Origin of the sequence: Pseudomonas fulva (assembly GCF_023517795.1) — a bacterium.
GTDB classification, from domain to species: Bacteria; Pseudomonadota; Gammaproteobacteria; order Pseudomonadales; family Pseudomonadaceae; genus Aquipseudomonas; species Aquipseudomonas fulva_D.
Genome location: NZ_CP082928.1, coordinates 2,748,750 through 2,763,651, shown reverse-complemented (window position 1 = coordinate 2,763,651; position 14,902 = coordinate 2,748,750). Strand labels below are relative to the sequence as shown.

The following is a 14,902-nucleotide window of genomic DNA, read 5'->3' as shown; positions in this document are numbered from 1 at the left end:
CTCAGGCTACCTGAGCGCGGGCGGCGGCCATCAGGGCCTGGATCTCGTCGACGGTCTTGGGCACATCGTTGGTGAGGATCTCGCAGCCGCTCTTGGTCACCACCACGTCATCCTCGATGCGCACACCGATGCCGCGCCATTTCTTGGCGACGTTCTGGTTATCCACCGCGATGTAGATACCCGGCTCGACGGTCATCGCCATGCCCACTTCGAGCACGCGCCATTCGCCGCCGACCTTGTATTCGCCGACATCGTGCACGTCCATGCCCAGCCAGTGGCCGGCGCGGTGCATGTAGAAGGGCTTGTAGGCCTCGGCGGCGATCAGCTCGTCGACGTCGCCCTGCAGCAGGCCCAATTCCACCAGCCCCCTGGTAATGACCCGCACCGTGGCCTCGTGGGCCTCGTTCCAGTGGCGGCCCGGGGCGATGAACTTGAAGGCTTCCATATTGGCCGCCAGCACGATCTCGTAGATGGCCTTCTGCTCGGGCGAGAATGTGCCGCTGACCGGGAAGGTGCGGGTGATGTCGCTGGCGTAGCAGTCGATCTCGCAGCCGGCGTCGATCAGCACCAGGTCGCCATCCTTGAGCAGCGCGTCGTTCTCGCGGTAATGCAGGATGCAGGCGTTCCTGCCGGCGGCGACGATGGAGCCGTAGGCCGGCATCTTCGCGCCGCCCTTGCGGAATTCGTAATCCAGCTCGGCTTCCAGGTGATATTCGTAGAGCCCGGCGCGGCTGGCCTGCATGGCCTTGATATGGGCGCGGGCGGAAATCTGCGCCGCTTCGCGCATCACCTTCACTTCACCGGCCGACTTGTACAGGCGCAGGTCGTGCAGGAAATGGTTGAGGGCGACGAACTCCTTGGGCGGCGACGCACCCTGGCGCGCCTTGGAGCGGATCACGTTGACCCACTCCATCAGGTGCCGGTCGAACTCGGGGTTGGTGCCCACGGCGTAGTAGACGCGCTCACGGCCTTCGATCAGACCCGGCAGGATGTCGTCGATATCGCCGATGGGAAAGGCATCGTCCGCGCCGTACTGGCTGATCGCCCCCTCCTGGCCGGCGCGCAGGCCGTCCCACAGTTCGCGCTCGGGATCACGCTCGCGACAGAACAGCACGTACTCGCCATGCTCGCGGCCGGGGATCAGGGCGATCACCGCCTCGGGCTCGGGAAAGCCGGACAGGTACTGGAAGTCGCTGTCCTGACGGTAGATATGCTCGACGTCGCGGTTGCGGATGAACACCGGCGCCGCCGGCAGGATGGCGATGCTGTTGGGTTCCATCTGCGCCATCAGCGCCTTGCGACGGCGGGCGTATTCCGCTTTGGAGATGCTGGTCATGGGCAGGCTCGATTCCGGTCGGTGAAGGGCGCGATCAGTGCAGCGAAGGCTTGGGCGCCGGAGCAGCCGGCTTGGCGCACTCGCTGAACAGCAGCAGCGGCGCGACGCGCAGGTACTCCATGACCTCCATGTAATCGTTCTCGCCGTCCTCGGATTCGTCCAGCGCGTTCTGCACCTGGGCGATGGCGGACAAATCCTGCAGCACTTCCATGGCTTCGGCGCTCAGCGCGGCATCGCCGACGGTCAGCCCGAAGCCGCCGAGAAAGCCCTGGCACCACTGGCCCAGCGCCGCGGCACGCTCGGCCAGCGGCGCCTCGTCCGAAGGCAACAGCAGAACCACGGTGACGTCGTCACCGGTCAGCTCGCCGCGCACCATTTCCTGCAGGCCGATCAGCGCCTGGCGCACGTTTTCCGGTGGCTCGACGCCAAGTAGTTCGGTGGCGTCGACCAGCCAGGGGCCGGTTTCGAAGCCCGCGCCGGCACAGCTACGGCCCAGCAACAGGCCATGCAGCTCGGCAGGCGAAACGGAGGAACCACCACTGGCGAGCAGGGCAGCGAATGCAGCGTAGGGAGAACTGGAAGTCGGCATCGATCACTAGGCGCCAAGGGGCGCAATCACTAGAATGGAGGCTTTCTATCCTAGCATCGGCAGGCGCGCCAAGACCATCGGCCGGTTTGCACTGGCGAGCCGCTGGATCTATACACTGCGCACACTCTGCCAAAGCGAGAGCCAATGGAAGACGCCGACCTACACGCCCTGACGGCGAAGCTGGAATTGCTGATCCAGCGCGTCGAGCGACTCAAGGCACAAAACCGTCTCTTGCTGGAAAGCGAGCAGGCGTGGCGCGAAGAACGCGCTCATCTGATCGAAAAGAACGAAATGGCTCGGCACAAGGTCGAATCGATGATTTCGCGCCTCAAAGCCCTGGAGCAGGACTCATGACCCAATCGAATACCGTTACCGTTCAGATTCTGGACAAAGAATATTGCATCGCCTGCCCCGCCGATGAGCGTAGCAACCTGCAGAACGCCGCCCGCTACCTGGACGGCAAGATGCGGGAGATCCGCAGCGGCGGCAAGGTCATCGGCGCCGACCGGGTCGCGGTGATGGCTGCCCTGAACATCACCCACGATCTGCTGCACAAGCAGCAGAACCTCGACAAGCAGGCCACCGTCACCCGCGATCACGTGCGCGACCTGCTCGGCCGGGTAGACAACGCACTCGACGAAACCGATGGCCGTGGCGTCTGACCAACGGTCGTCCTTTTGCGTTATACTGGCCGCAGCTCCCTGGAGTGTGCGCCAGTTGGTTGATGTCCCTGAGCCGATACGCACAACCCCGGGGGTTGTCAGTTGAGGCCGGTGTGCATGTCCGCTTGACGGAAAGCCTTAAGGTTTCCTGCAACCTCCACCTTGAACTTTCGGGTTCAAGGGCTAAACCGACAGCGGCATGCTGGGGAGTCACAAATTTACAGCCCGCTGCTGGCCCAGGCCAGCAGCGGGCTTTTTGTTGGTGGCGGGCGCCCAGGGATGCACGGCGCAGTCGGAACCACAAGGGGATCGGCCCATGATCGAAGCCAGCAACCTGACCCGCGCCCAGCTGCGCCGCACGCTACGCAAGACCCGCCGCGAACTGCCCAGGGCCGCGCAACGCCAGGCGGCCGCAGCGCTGTATCGCCAAGTGGCCCAGCACCCGCTCTTTCGCCGCGCGCGCAGCGTCGCCCTGTACCTGGCCAATGATGGTGAGATCGACCCGCACCTGCTGGTCAAAGCCGCCCATGCCCGCGGCAAGCAGGTGTACCTGCCGGTACTGAAATCCTGGCCGCGCACCAGCATGGTGTTCCAGCGTCTCGATGCGCACGAAAAACTGGCGGCCAACCGTTTCGGGATTCCCGAACCGCGCCGCAACGGCAAGCGTCAGCGCAAGATATGGACGCTGGACCTGATGCTATTGCCCCTGGTGGGCTTCGATCAGCATGGCGGTCGGCTCGGTATGGGCGGCGGCTTCTACGATCGCAGCCTGGCCTATCGGGCGCTGCGCAAAAATTGGCACAAACCGACACTGCTCGGGCTGGCCCACCGCTGCCAGCAGGTGGACAGACTGGCCATGGCCAGCTGGGACGTACCCCTGGATGCCACCGTGACCGATGGCGGCTGGTACTAGGGTCAGAGCCGGGCTCGCACCGCCTCGGTAGGCGGTTTACCCTGCTGCCACTGGCTTTGCGTATAGCCCGTGGTCACCATGCCAAGGCTGAATACCAGCACCAGCATCCACAACAAATCAGGCTTGCGCCGCATACCACCACCTCCAACCGAAAAACCCGTTACGCAGCCCCTGCAGCGCACCGACTCCGAGAGCAAAGTTCATGCCCTTTTGGCTGATGAAATCCGAACCCGACGAACTGTCCATCCATGACCTGCAGCGCCTGGGCAAGACCCGCTGGGATGGCGTGCGCAATTACCAGGCGCGCAACTTCATCCGCAGCATGCAGGCCGGCGATCAGGTCCTGTTCTATCACTCCAGCTGCCCGCAGCCTGGCGTGGCCGGCATCGCCCGGATAGAAGGCAAGCCCTACCCGGATCCCGCCGCGCTGGACCCACAGAGCCATTACTTCGATGCCAAGGCCAGCGCCGACAAGAACCCATGGACGGCCATCGACGTAAGCTTCGTGGAGGCGTTCAGGCAGGTCATTCCCCTAGCCGAACTGAAGGCGCAAACGGCGCTGGCAGAGCTGGCCTTGGTGCACAAAGGCAGTCGCCTGTCGGTGATGCCGGTTACCGAAGCGCAGTGGACGGCGATCCTGCTGCTGAAGTGATCAGCCCTGCAGGATCAGGTTGTTGAACAGCAGGTCCTCGACCAGCGGCTGGCCTTCCTCGTCGGTCAGCACCTGCTGCACCTGCTTGAGGGCTTCCTGGCGCAGTTTTTCCTTGGCATCCGGGGTGGCCAGGTTCTCTTCGGTCTGCTGGGAAAACAGCATCACCAGCTGATTGCGGATCAGCGGCTCGTGATGAGTGACCTTGGCCTCGGCGTCGGCACCGGTAACGCGCAGTGCCACATCGGCCTTGTAGTACTTGAGCTTGGGCCCGGCACCAAAGTTGCCGACCAGGGCGGGCGTCAGGCTGTGGTAGATCACCTGGGGCACGGCGCCCTCACCTTCGCCTTCCTTCTTTTCTTCGTTGGCGAACGCCGGGATCGACAGTGCGCAGGCAAGCAGAAGCGTGATGAGGGTTTTCACGGGGGCAATCTCCATTGAGTTGCCGGCAAGCATAGCAACGCGCGGCGCAGACCCCAATGCTTATGGCGGGTTATCAGACGGGGCCATGCTCGTTGACCGGCCATCCGGCCCACCTAAACTGCAGACCTGTTCCGTTCGAGGTATACCGCGATGAAAGCACTGCTCTGCAAAGCCTTCGGCCCGGCCGCAACGCTGGTACTGGAGGATGTCGACAGCCCCCGCCCGAAAGGCAACGAGGTGCTGATCGAGGTGCAGGCCGCCGGGGTGAATTTCCCGGACACGCTGATCATCGAAGGCAAGTACCAGTTCAAACCGCCCTTCCCGTTCTCGCCCGGCGGCGAAGTCGCCGGCCTGGTCAGCGCCGTGGGCGACAAGGTCGCCCACCTGAAGACGGGCGACCGGGTGATGGCCCTGACAGGCTGGGGCGGCTTCGCCGAGCAGGTCGCCGCGCCGGCCTACAACGTGCTGCCGGTGCCCGAGAGCATGGAGCTGAACATCGCCGCCGCATTCGGCATGACCTACGGCACCTCGATGCATGCACTGCGCCAGCGCGCCAACCTGCAGCCCGGCGAAACCTTGCTGGTGCTCGGCGCAGCGGGCGGCGTCGGCCTGGCAGCGGTAGAGATCGGCAAGGCCATGGGCGCCCGGGTGATCGCCGCGGCCAGCAGCGCCGAGAAGCTTGAGGTAGCGCGCAACGCCGGCGCCGACGAGCTGATCAACTACAGCGAGCAGAGCCTCAAGGACGAGGTGAAAAGGCTCACAGCTGGCAATGGCGTGGACGTGATCTACGACCCGGTCGGCGGCCCGCTGTTCGAGGAAGCGTTTCGCTGCATGGCCTGGAACGGCCGCTTCCTGGTGGTGGGCTTCGCCGCAGGCGGCGGCATCCCGGCGCTGCCGGCCAACCTGCCGCTGCTCAAGGGTGCATCCCTGGTTGGCGTGTTCTGGGGTTCGTTCGCCGGGCGCCAGCCGGCGGACAACGCCGACAACTTCCGCCAGTTGTTCGCCTGGCATGCCGAGGGCAAGCTCAAGCCGCTGGTATCGCAGACCTTCCCGTTGGAACGCGGTGGCGAGGCGATCGCTGCCCTCGGCCAGCGCAAGGCCGTCGGCAAGCTGGTGGTGACCGTTCGCTGACGGACGCGCGCCAGCTCCTGAAAACAGCAAGCCGCCCGAGGGCGGCTTTTTCGGTCAGCCCCGCGGCGCGTAGGCGAACACGTCGGCGCGCATCTGGTGAGCGTCCATGCCGGACTCCACCAGCGCATCCAGGGTGGCGTAGACCATGCTCGGCGAACCGCTGGCATAGACGTGCAGCGCACGCAGATCGGCGAAGTCTTCTCGAACGGCCTCGTGCAACAGGCCGCAGCGGCCCTGCCAACCGCACTGGTCGCTGACCACCCGATGCAGAGACAGGTTGGGCAGTGCCTGCCACTCGTCCCAATGGGGCAGTTGGTAGAAGTCTTCGGGACGCCGCGCCCCCCAATACAGATGCACCGGGTGCTGGAAACCCCGCGAGCGGCATTCCTCGATCAGGCTGTGCATCTGCGCCATGCCGGTGCCCGCGGCGATCAGCACCAAGGGCCCGTCCGGCAATTCGGCCAGGTGGGCATCGCCGAACGGCAGCTGCACCCGCGCCGTGCCCTGCTCGCGCAACTGCTGCAGCAGGTTCAGGGCACTCGTTTCGCGGCCGAGGATGTGCAGCTCCAGATCACGGCCCTGCTGCGGCGCCGAGGCCAGGGAAAAGGCCGACTTCTCGCCATCCTGACGCTCGATCAACAGGTACTGGCCGGCGTGGTAGCGCGGCGGTTTGCCGGCCGGCGCCCGCAGCAGCACGCGCCACACGTCGCCACCGGCCTCGATGCAATCCACCACCTGGCAACCCAGGCTGCGCACCGGCAATTCGCCGGGCAGCAGTACGCCGTCCCAATGCAGCACGCAGTCTTCCAGCGGCTCGGCGATACAGGTGTACAGCTCGCCATGATCCAGCTCGGCGCCGTTCTGGCGCACGCGGCCCTCCACCAGCAGCGCAGCGCAGACATGGCAGTTGCCGTTGCGACAGCTTTGCGGGCAGCTGTAGCCCAAACGCCGCGCGGCATCGAGGATGGCTTCACCGGCGTCGACATCGAGCACCGCGCCGGAGGGTTGCAGGGTGACCTTCATCAATCGATTCCCAACTCGCTCCACATTTCATCGACCCGCCTGGTGACCGCCTCGTCCTTGACGATGGCGCGGCCCCACTCACGATTGGTTTCTCCCGGCCACTTGTGAGTGGCATCCAGGCCCATCTTCGAACCCAGGCCGGAGATCGGTGAGGCGAAATCCAGGTAGTCGATCGGCGTGTTCTCGATCATCACCGTGTCGCGCTTGGGATCCATGCGCGTGGTGATGGCCCAGATCACGTCGTTCCAGTCGCGGGCATCGATGTCGTCGTCGGTAACGATCACGAACTTGGTGTACATGAACTGGCGCAGGAACGACCACACGCCGAGCATCACGCGTTTGGCGTGCCCTGGGTATTGCTTCTTCATGGTCACCACCGCCATGCGGTAGGAACAGCCTTCCGGCGGCAGGTAGAAGTCGGTGATCTCCGGGAACTGCTTCTGCAGGATCGGCACGAACACCTCGTTCAGCGCCACGCCGAGAATCGCCGGCTCATCTGGCGGCCGGCCGGTGTAGGTGCTGTGATAGATCGGGTCGCGGCGCCGGGTGATGCGCTCGACCGTGAACACCGGGAAGGTGTCGACCTCGTTGTAGTAACCGGTGTGGTCGCCATAGGGGCCTTCCGGCGCGGTCTCGCCCGGATGGATCACGCCCTCGAGAACGATCTCGGCACTGGCAGGCACCTGCAGATCGCTGCCGATGGCCTTGACCAGTTCGGTGCGATGGCCACGCAACAGACCCGCGAAGGCGTATTCGGAGAGCGTGTCGGGCACCGGCGTCACGGCACCGAGGATGGTCGCCGGGTCCGCGCCCAGGGCCACGCACACCGGATAGGGTTTGCCCGGATGCTTCTGGCACCACTCGCGATAATCCAGCGCGCCGCCGCGGTGGCTGAGCCAGCGCATGATCACCTTGTTGCGGCCGATCACCTGCTGGCGGTAGATGCCGAGGTTCTGGCGTTCCTTGTTCGGCCCCTTGGTGATGGTCAGGCCCCAGGTGATCAGCGGCGCCACGTCGCCGGGCCAGCAATGCTGGATCGGCAGCTTGGCCAGGTCGACGTCGTCGCCCTCCTCGACCACTTCGTGGCACGGCGCATCCTTGAGCACCTTGGGCGCCATGCTGATGACCTTCTTGAAGATCGGCAGCTTGCTCCAGGCATCCTTGAGGCCCTTCGGCGGCTCGGGCTCCTTGAGAAAGGCCAGCAGCTTGCCGATTTCGCGCAGCTCGGAAACGTCCTCGGCGCCCATGCCCAGCGCCACGCGCTTGGGTGTGCCGAACAGGTTGCCGAGCACCGGAACGCTGTGGCCGGTGGGGTTCTCGAACAGCAGTGCCGGGCCGCCCTTGCGCAGGGTACGGTCGCACACTTCGGTCATTTCCAGGATCGGCGATACCGGCGCCTTGATGCGCTTGAGCTCGCCGCGCGCTTCCAGGCCGCGGATAAAGTCGCGCAGATCGCGATACTGCATGCTGGAACCTCACTCGAATCGGGGCGCAAAGTTTAGCGCCGAAGTCGGACTTGCAGAACAGTCGATATTACAGACAGACAAAAGCCGGGTTTCCCCGGCTTTTTTGTGCCACCAGTAAATGCTGGATCGTAGCGAGCGAAGGTCAGGCGAGGACTAGGCGCCCCCACGAAAACCGGCGAAAAAGCGGAGTGTACTTTTGTACATTAGCATGACTCGCTCCGCTCGCCCCTTCGGGGCCGCACTAAAGTGCGTTAGCCGCAAGCGGCTTTTTGAGCCGGTTTTCAACGAAGCATGGCATTCGCGCAGTAGATCCGCTTACTTGCGCTTCATGGACATGAAGAACTCGTCGTTAGTTTTGGTCGCCTTGAGCTTGTCGATCAGGAACTCGATGGCGGCGATTTCGTCCATCGGGTGCAGCAGCTTGCGCAGGATCCACATGCGCTGCAGTTCGTCTTCGGCGGTCAGCAGCTCTTCGCGGCGGGTACCGGCGCGGTTGATGTTGATGGCCGGGAATACGCGCTTCTCGGCGATACGGCGATCCAGGGGCAGCTCCATGTTGCCGGTACCCTTGAATTCTTCGTAGATCACTTCGTCCATCTTCGAGCCGGTTTCCACCAGCGCGGTGGCGATGATGGTCAGCGAGCCGCCTTCCTCGATGTTACGCGCGGCGCCGAAGAAACGTTTCGGCTTCTCCAGGGCGTGGGCGTCGACACCACCGGTCAGCACCTTGCCGGAGCTTGGGATCACGGTGTTGTAGGCACGGGCCAGACGGGTGATGGAGTCGAGCAGGATGACCACATCCTTCTTGTGCTCGACCAGGCGCTTGGCCTTCTCGATGACCATCTCGGCCACCTGCACGTGGCGGGTCGGCGGCTCGTCGAAGGTGGAAGCGACCACTTCGCCGCGCACGGTGCGCTGCATCTCGGTCACTTCTTCCGGACGCTCGTCGATCAGCAGAACGATCAGGTGGCATTCGGGGTTGTTACGGGTGATGTTCGAGGCGATGTTCTGCAGCATGATGGTCTTGCCCGCTTTCGGCGGGGCGACGATCAGGCCGCGCTGGCCCTTGCCAATCGGCGCGCAGAGGTCGATCACGCGGCCGGTGATGTCCTCGGTGGAGCCATTGCCGGCTTCCATGGTCAGGCGCTGGTTCGGGAACAGCGGCGTCAGGTTCTCGAACAGGATCTTGTTCTTGGCGTTTTCCGGGCGGTCGAAGTTGATGCTGTCGACCTTGAGCAGGGCGAAGTAACGCTCGCCTTCTTTCGGCGGGCGGATCTTGCCGACGATGGTGTCACCGGTACGCAGGTTGAAGCGGCGGATCTGGCTCGGCGAGACGTAGATGTCATCGGGGCCGGCGAGATAGGAAGCGTCTGCGCTGCGCAAGAAGCCGAAGCCGTCCTGGAGGATCTCCAGCACGCCGTCACCGGAAATTTCTTCACCGCCTTTGGCGTGTTTCTTCAACAGCGAGAAGATCACGTCCTGCTTGCGCGAGCGGGCCATGTTCTCGATGCCCATCTGCTCGGCCATTTCCAGCAGTTCGGTAATCGGCTTTTGCTTGAGTTCAGTCAGATTCATATAGGAATGACGTATTTATAGAGGAGGGAATGGTAAGCATTGAGCTTGAGAGGCCGCACCGCGAGGAGGCGACAGGCGCCCGCTTTATTGTCGAATGTTCGATTAGGAATGCGTCGGCAGCGGCGTGCAGGGGGTCGCTTAGGAAAAGCGACGGCCCCGAATGTAACATCGGCTTTGCGAAGGCGTCTAGCCTTCAGGCAGAAAAAAGCCCCGTTGTCTACGGGGCTTTTCGGCGACGCTTTACAGGTTGGCGTCGATGAAGGCGGCCAGCTGCGACTTGGACAGGGCGCCGACCTTGGTGGCTTCGACGCTGCCGTTCTTGAACAGCATCAGGGTCGGGATGCCACGCACGCCATACTTGGGTGGCGTGTCCTGGTTTTCGTCGATGTTCAGTTTGCAGACCTTCAGCTTGCCCTGGTACTCCTTGGAGATCTCGTCCAGCACCGGAGCGATCATCTTGCACGGGCCGCACCACTCGGCCCAGTAGTCGACCAGTACCGGCCCGTCTGCCTGGATGACGTCCTGGTCGAAGCTGGCATCGCTTACATTGGTGATGAATTCACTCATGGGAAGTCTCCGTGTTGGCACGCAATAACGATAAAAGTGGCGGCCATGATAGCCCGGCTCGCGTGACACAGGAAGGCGCCCGCCATTGAGCGTAGCCATAGAGGCTATCGATACGGCCAATGGACGCCGCCGCCGATGACGCGCAATGGAGACGGCCCGCAGGCAGCTGGCGCAATGCCTGCACCGTGCGTATCCGTTGGCGTGCGCGGCCTATCGTGGCACGATGGCGGGGTTCTGCATCGAGATTGACTGATCATGCCGCAAACCCATTCCGAGTCCTTTCCCCTGGTCGCCGCCATCGACCTGGGCTCCAACAGCTTTCACATGGTGCTGGCCAAGGCCGACCATGGCGAGATCCGTATTCTTGAACGGCTCGGTGACAAGGTACAGCTGGCGGCGGGCATCGACGAACACCGCCAGCTCAGCGAAGAGGCCATGCAACGCGGCCTCGACTGCCTGAGCCGCTTCGCCCAACTGACCAACAGCCTGCCCCAGGGCGCGGTGCGCATCGTCGGCACCAACGCCCTGCGCGAGGCGCGCAACCGCGCCGAATTCATCCGCCGGGCCGAGGCGCTGCTGGGCCATCAGGTGGAAGTGATCTCGGGGCGCGAGGAAGCGCGCCTCATCTATCTGGGCGTGTCCCATTCGATCGCCGATACCCCGGGCAAGCGCCTGGTCGCCGATATCGGCGGCGGCAGTACCGAATTCATCATCGGCCAGCGCTTCGAGCCGTTGCTGCGCGAAAGCCTGCAGATGGGCTGCGTCAGCTACACCCAGCGCTATTTCAAGGATGGCAAGATCACCCCGGCTCGCTATGCCCAGGCCTATACGGCGGCGCGCCTGGAGATCATGGGCATCGAGCACGGCCTGACCCGCCTCGGCTGGCAGGATGCGGTGGGCGCCTCGGGTACCATCAAGGCCATCGGCCTGGCGATCCAGTCCGCGGGGCTGAGCAACAACGGCGAAGTCACCGCCGAAGGCCTGGCCTGGCTCAAGCGCAAGGTGTTCAAGTGCGGCGATGTCGAGCGCCTTGACCTCGACGGTCTGAAACCCGACCGCCGACCGATCTTCCCGGCCGGTCTGGCCATCCTCGAAGCCATCTTCGACGCCTGCGAGCTGAACCGCATGAGCCACTCCGAAGGCGCGCTGCGCGAGGGCGTGCTCTACGACCTGCTCGGCCGTCATCAGCATGAGGACGTGCGCGAGCGCACCCTGTCGGCATTCATGGAGCGCTACCACGTCGACCAGGAACAGGCGGCGCGGGTGGAAGCCAAGGCGCTGTCGGCGCTGGACAAGGTCGCCAAGGATTGGGAGCTGACCGACGACTGGCACCGCGAACTGCTCAGCTGGGCTGCCAAGGTGCACGAAGTCGGCCTGGACATCGCCCACTACCAGTACCACAAGCACGGCGCCTACCTGATCGAGCACTCCGACCTGGCCGGCTTCTCGCGCCAGGATCAGCAGATGCTCGCCCTGCTGGTGCGTGGCCACCGCCGCAACATCCCCCGGGAAAAGCTCACCGAGTTCGGTGCCGAGGGGGTCAAGCTGGTGCGCCTGTGCGTACTGCTGCGCTTCGCCATCCTGTTCCACCACATTCGTGGCAGCCAGAACATGCCCACGGTGCGCCTGAAGGTCGGCCCGTCCAGCCTGGCCATCGAATTTCCCCAGGGCTGGCTGGCCGCCAACCCGCTGACCCAGGCGGATTTCGAAAGCGAAGCCGAGTGGCTCAAGCGCATCGACATGACCCTGACCGTCAGCTGACCGCGGCGCCTGGATCAGGTGCCCGAGGGCTGCCACGCGATAATCAGGCCTTCCTGGCGGGCGAACCGCGGCAGGTGATCGTCGAGCACCGCGCGGATGCGCGCCGCAGCGCCTTCATCCGGCGCCTCGCAGGCGAAACGCAGCCCCTGCGCATCGGCGTACATCCAGCACAGCCCGAACGGAAAATCGGCTCTCGCCTGCCGCTCATCGAACTCGACAGCGATCTTGTGGCGAAAATGTTTGCACAGCTTGGTCATGTACAGCGTGGCCGACGCGGTGGCCACGGCGCCTTGGAAACGGATCATGCAGGGCTCTCACGGTTTATTTCTTATGGGTGTCGCGGTAACGGCGCGGGCGACGCATGGCCCGCGCCGTGCGGCTCAGAAGTCGTAGCTCAGGCTGGTGTAGAAGGTGCGCCCCGGCTCGTTGTAGGTGTAGGCGCCGGCCTGCACGGCATTGCCTTCGCGGTACAGGCGCTTGTCGAAGAGATTGTTGACACCCGCCCCGACGCTCCAGCCGTCGCCCAGCCGATAAGTGCCGCTCAGTCCGGCCAGGGCATAGGGTGATACCTCCCGGCGCGCCTCGCCGCTCAGCAGGTTGCCCTGGTAGTCGTACTTGCCGGGGGTCTGCCGGCCGTACCAGGTCACCGTCGCCTGCAGGGCCAGGGGCTCGCTGACCTGCCAGTCGAGCGTCGAGTTGACGGTGAACTCGGGAATGATCGACAGCGGTTCGCCGGTTTGCTTGTTGGTCGACTGCAGCATGTAGGTGAAGTTGGTGCTCCAGTCCAGCGCCGGGCTGAGCGGCACCTTGAGGGTGCCTTCCAGGCCCTCGACGACCGCCCGGGGCACGTTCTCCCAGCGGAAGATGTCGGCGTTGGCGTAGCCGGCATTGCTGCCACCGGTGGCGCTGCCGACCGCCGTTCTGCCGGCCTCGATCTTGTTGCGGTAGTCGTTGCGGAACCAGGTGATGCCGGCCACCCAGCCGTCACGCTTGAACTCGATGCCCAGTTCCTTGTTGATGCTGGTTTCGGCGTCCAGGCCGTCGTTGCCCTGCAGGTAGCAGCTGCCGCCGGCGCCCCAACAGCCCTGCCCACGGCTGTAGAGCAGGTAATTGGGGTTGAGCTGGAACAGGTTGGGTGCCTTGTAGGCGCGGGCGATACCGGCCTTGACCACCAGTTCGTCGCTAAGCTCGTGGGACAGGTTGAGCGACGGGCTCCAGTTGCCGCCCACCACGCTGTGCCGGTCGAAACGCAGGCCTGGCGTCAGGGTGGTGCCCGGCCGCAGTTCGATGTTGTCCTCGATGAACACCGAGGCGATGCGCGCCGACGAATCGGTGGGCCGCGAACTGCCACTGATGCCCGGTACCGAGCCCGCCTCGCTGGTGGTCTGGGTGTTGGAGAACGGGTCATCCATGCGTTGCTCGCTCCACTCCGCGCCGAGCGTCAGCACCTGCTCCAGCGCACCGGAAAGCGGCAGGTTGACCTCGCTGTGGGCGGTGGTGCTCTGCAGCTCGATGGTGCCGAACAGGCTGCCATTGATGTTGCCTTCCGGCCCACCGGCCAGGCCTTCCTGCAAGCGGCGGTTGCGGGTCTTCTCGTACTGCAGGTAGTTCAGGGTGGTGCCGAACGCCCAGTCACCGTGGTGGGTGATGGCGTAGTTCTCGCGGTAGACCACGTTGGTTGCCCGGCCCAACCAGGGCGAACGGAAGCCGGCGAGCGTCGCCGAGGCGCTGTTGTTCATGCTGTCGCCGGCGTAGATGTTGCCCTGGCGGCTGAAACCGGCCTCGAGATCGAGGCTCTGCTCGTCGTTCAGGCGCCAGGACAAGAGGCTGTTGATGTCCTTGTTGCGCACGCCTTCGCGGCCCGCCGTGGAACGCGCGGTCGGGTCGATGGTATGGCCGCTGTTGATGTCCTCGTCGTCGGCATCGGTCTTGTTCAGGTTGCCATACAGGCGGTACGACAGGTTCTCCGCCAGCGGCCCGCTGAGGCCGAAGTTGAAGCGCCGCGTGGCGCCCTCCTCGCTGTGCTGCGGCGCGTTGGCGTACAGGCTGAGGTTGCCATGGTGCTCCAGATCGGCCTTTTTGGTGATGATGTTGATCACCCCGCCTGCCGCGCCGCTGCCATAGCGCGCCGCGGCCGGGCCGCGCAGCACCTCGATGCGCTCGACCTGCTCGGCCGGCACCCAGTTGGTGTCGCCGCGGGTGTCACGGTCACCGCGCCAGCCATAGCGCACCGCATTGCGCGAACTGATCGGTTTGCCGTCGACCAGGATCAGGGTGTTCTCCGGCCCCATGCCGCGGATATCGATCTGCCGGTTGTTGCCACGCGCACCGGAGCCGCTGTTGCCGGTCAGGTTGACGCCGGGCTGCTTGCGGATGATATCGGCCAGGTCGTTGGCCGGCGGCGCCTTGCGGATGTCCTCGGCACTGATCAGCGAAACGCCCGGCGCCTGCTTGAGCTCTTCCTGGGCCGTGGCCATGACCCGGGTCTCCTCCAGCTCGACGGCCCGATCGACCGGTTCCTGAGCCAGCGCGACCGATCCGCCCGCCAGCAGCATCGCCAGTGCCAGCCGATTGAGTGCCCAAACCCCGTGACCTGTATTCATGAACTGCTTCCTTCCCCAGATAAATACGCAATCGATTCGTATTTGCATGAGGAGATTTTCCCACGGCAAAACGGCCAAAAGGTTTGCGCAAACAACGATGATGTTTGCGCCAGATCAACCCACCAGGCATTTACGCTTAGGAATCATTTGCATTTAGGTATCTGCCAACGTTAGGCTTCCCGGGCGTTTCCGATCAGGGTGCAG

Annotated in this window: 16 protein-coding genes and 1 other RNA gene; 7 read left to right on the top strand and 10 right to left on the bottom strand. The window is 64.3% G+C overall.

Translation table 11 applies throughout. The features are described from left to right. Position 1: 1 nt before the first annotated feature. Both pepP and K8U54_RS12480 read right to left on the bottom strand, forming a co-directional pair. Positions 2-1,336 carry a Xaa-Pro aminopeptidase gene (gene pepP, locus K8U54_RS12485; protein ID WP_249906160.1) on the bottom strand — a complete coding sequence of 445 codons (1,335 nt, stop codon included), beginning with the start codon at positions 1,334-1,336 and terminating at the stop codon, positions 2-4. A gap of 34 nt (positions 1,337-1,370) precedes the next feature. After that, on the bottom strand, positions 1,371-1,925 hold the full coding sequence (locus tag K8U54_RS12480; RefSeq protein WP_249906159.1) for a YecA family protein: 555 nt from the start codon (positions 1,923-1,925) through the stop codon (positions 1,371-1,373). A 144-nt stretch (positions 1,926-2,069) separates the two neighbouring features. Between K8U54_RS12480 and K8U54_RS12475 the strand changes: the two genes are divergently transcribed. The 4 genes from K8U54_RS12475 (at position 2,070) to K8U54_RS12460 (ending at position 3,500) form a co-directional block, all read left to right on the top strand. Further along, on the top strand, positions 2,070-2,279 hold the full coding sequence (locus tag K8U54_RS12475) for a TIGR02449 family protein (protein WP_013789617.1): 210 nt from the start codon (positions 2,070-2,072) through the stop codon (positions 2,277-2,279). Continuing rightward, the gene (locus tag K8U54_RS12470) at positions 2,276-2,587 is read left to right on the top strand and encodes a cell division protein ZapA (RefSeq protein WP_249906158.1); all 312 of its coding nucleotides are present in this window, start codon (positions 2,276-2,278) and stop codon (positions 2,585-2,587) included. The genes K8U54_RS12475 and K8U54_RS12470 overlap by 4 nt, the downstream gene beginning before the upstream one ends. Before the next feature lie 33 nt (positions 2,588-2,620). Then, a non-coding RNA gene (ssrS, locus tag K8U54_RS12465) (6S RNA) lies at positions 2,621-2,800 on the top strand. Positions 2,801-2,903: 103 nt separating this feature from the next. After that, positions 2,904-3,500 (top strand): 5-formyltetrahydrofolate cyclo-ligase, encoded by a 597-nt coding sequence (locus K8U54_RS12460; RefSeq protein WP_249906157.1) that lies wholly within the window; start codon positions 2,904-2,906, stop codon positions 3,498-3,500. Between the two features lie 2 nt (positions 3,501-3,502). Here K8U54_RS12460 and K8U54_RS25195 read toward each other — a convergent pair whose 3' ends face one another. Then, a complete protein-coding gene (locus K8U54_RS25195; RefSeq protein WP_283939375.1) occupies positions 3,503-3,634 on the bottom strand; it encodes a hypothetical protein in 132 nt (43 codons plus the stop codon). Positions 3,635-3,702: 68 nt separating this feature from the next. Here K8U54_RS25195 and K8U54_RS12455 point away from each other — a divergent pair, with 68 nt between their 5' ends. Continuing rightward, complete coding sequence (locus K8U54_RS12455; protein WP_249906156.1) at positions 3,703-4,152, top strand: EVE domain-containing protein; 450 nt, start codon at positions 3,703-3,705, stop codon at positions 4,150-4,152. On the opposite strand, the gene K8U54_RS12450 is transcribed toward K8U54_RS12455, so the two are convergent. Continuing rightward, complete coding sequence (locus tag K8U54_RS12450; protein WP_249906155.1) at positions 4,153-4,572, bottom strand: flagellar basal body-associated protein FliL; 420 nt, start codon at positions 4,570-4,572, stop codon at positions 4,153-4,155. A gap of 150 nt (positions 4,573-4,722) precedes the next feature. Between K8U54_RS12450 and K8U54_RS12445 the strand changes: the two genes are divergently transcribed. Further along, positions 4,723-5,703 carry an NADPH:quinone oxidoreductase family protein gene (locus K8U54_RS12445; protein WP_249906154.1) on the top strand — a complete coding sequence of 327 codons (981 nt, stop codon included), beginning with the start codon at positions 4,723-4,725 and terminating at the stop codon, positions 5,701-5,703. A 54-nt stretch (positions 5,704-5,757) separates the two neighbouring features. On the opposite strand, the gene K8U54_RS12440 is transcribed toward K8U54_RS12445, so the two are convergent. The 4 genes from K8U54_RS12440 to trxA all read right to left on the bottom strand — a co-directional run bounded on the left by K8U54_RS12440 (position 5,758) and on the right by trxA (position 10,334). After that, positions 5,758-6,726: a CDP-6-deoxy-delta-3,4-glucoseen reductase gene (locus tag K8U54_RS12440; protein WP_249906153.1), complete on the bottom strand. Its 969-nt coding sequence runs from the start codon at positions 6,724-6,726 to the stop codon at positions 5,758-5,760. After that, positions 6,726-8,192: a 4-hydroxy-3-polyprenylbenzoate decarboxylase gene (ubiD, locus tag K8U54_RS12435; RefSeq protein WP_249906152.1), complete on the bottom strand. Its 1,467-nt coding sequence runs from the start codon at positions 8,190-8,192 to the stop codon at positions 6,726-6,728. Before ubiD ends, K8U54_RS12440 begins: the two co-directional genes overlap by 1 nt. 315 nt (positions 8,193-8,507) lie before the next feature. Beyond that, positions 8,508-9,767: a transcription termination factor Rho gene (gene rho, locus K8U54_RS12430; protein ID WP_013789609.1), complete on the bottom strand. Its 1,260-nt coding sequence runs from the start codon at positions 9,765-9,767 to the stop codon at positions 8,508-8,510. A gap of 240 nt (positions 9,768-10,007) precedes the next feature. Beyond that, positions 10,008-10,334, bottom strand: coding sequence for a thioredoxin TrxA (trxA, locus tag K8U54_RS12425; RefSeq protein ID WP_013789608.1), 327 nt, complete (start codon positions 10,332-10,334; stop codon positions 10,008-10,010). A 255-nt stretch (positions 10,335-10,589) separates the two neighbouring features. Between trxA and ppx the strand changes: the two genes are divergently transcribed. Next, positions 10,590-12,095 carry an exopolyphosphatase gene (gene ppx, locus K8U54_RS12420; protein ID WP_249906151.1) on the top strand — a complete coding sequence of 502 codons (1,506 nt, stop codon included), beginning with the start codon at positions 10,590-10,592 and terminating at the stop codon, positions 12,093-12,095. A 14-nt stretch (positions 12,096-12,109) separates the two neighbouring features. Here the strand turns inward: ppx and K8U54_RS12415 are convergent, their stop codons facing one another. Together K8U54_RS12415 and K8U54_RS12410 are read right to left on the bottom strand one after the other, a co-directional pair. Further along, positions 12,110-12,400 carry a DUF2218 domain-containing protein gene (locus tag K8U54_RS12415; protein WP_249906150.1) on the bottom strand — a complete coding sequence of 97 codons (291 nt, stop codon included), beginning with the start codon at positions 12,398-12,400 and terminating at the stop codon, positions 12,110-12,112. Positions 12,401-12,475: 75 nt separating this feature from the next. Beyond that, complete coding sequence (locus K8U54_RS12410; RefSeq protein ID WP_434059949.1) at positions 12,476-14,698, bottom strand: TonB-dependent siderophore receptor; 2,223 nt, start codon at positions 14,696-14,698, stop codon at positions 12,476-12,478. Between the last annotated feature and the right edge of the window lie 204 nt (positions 14,699-14,902).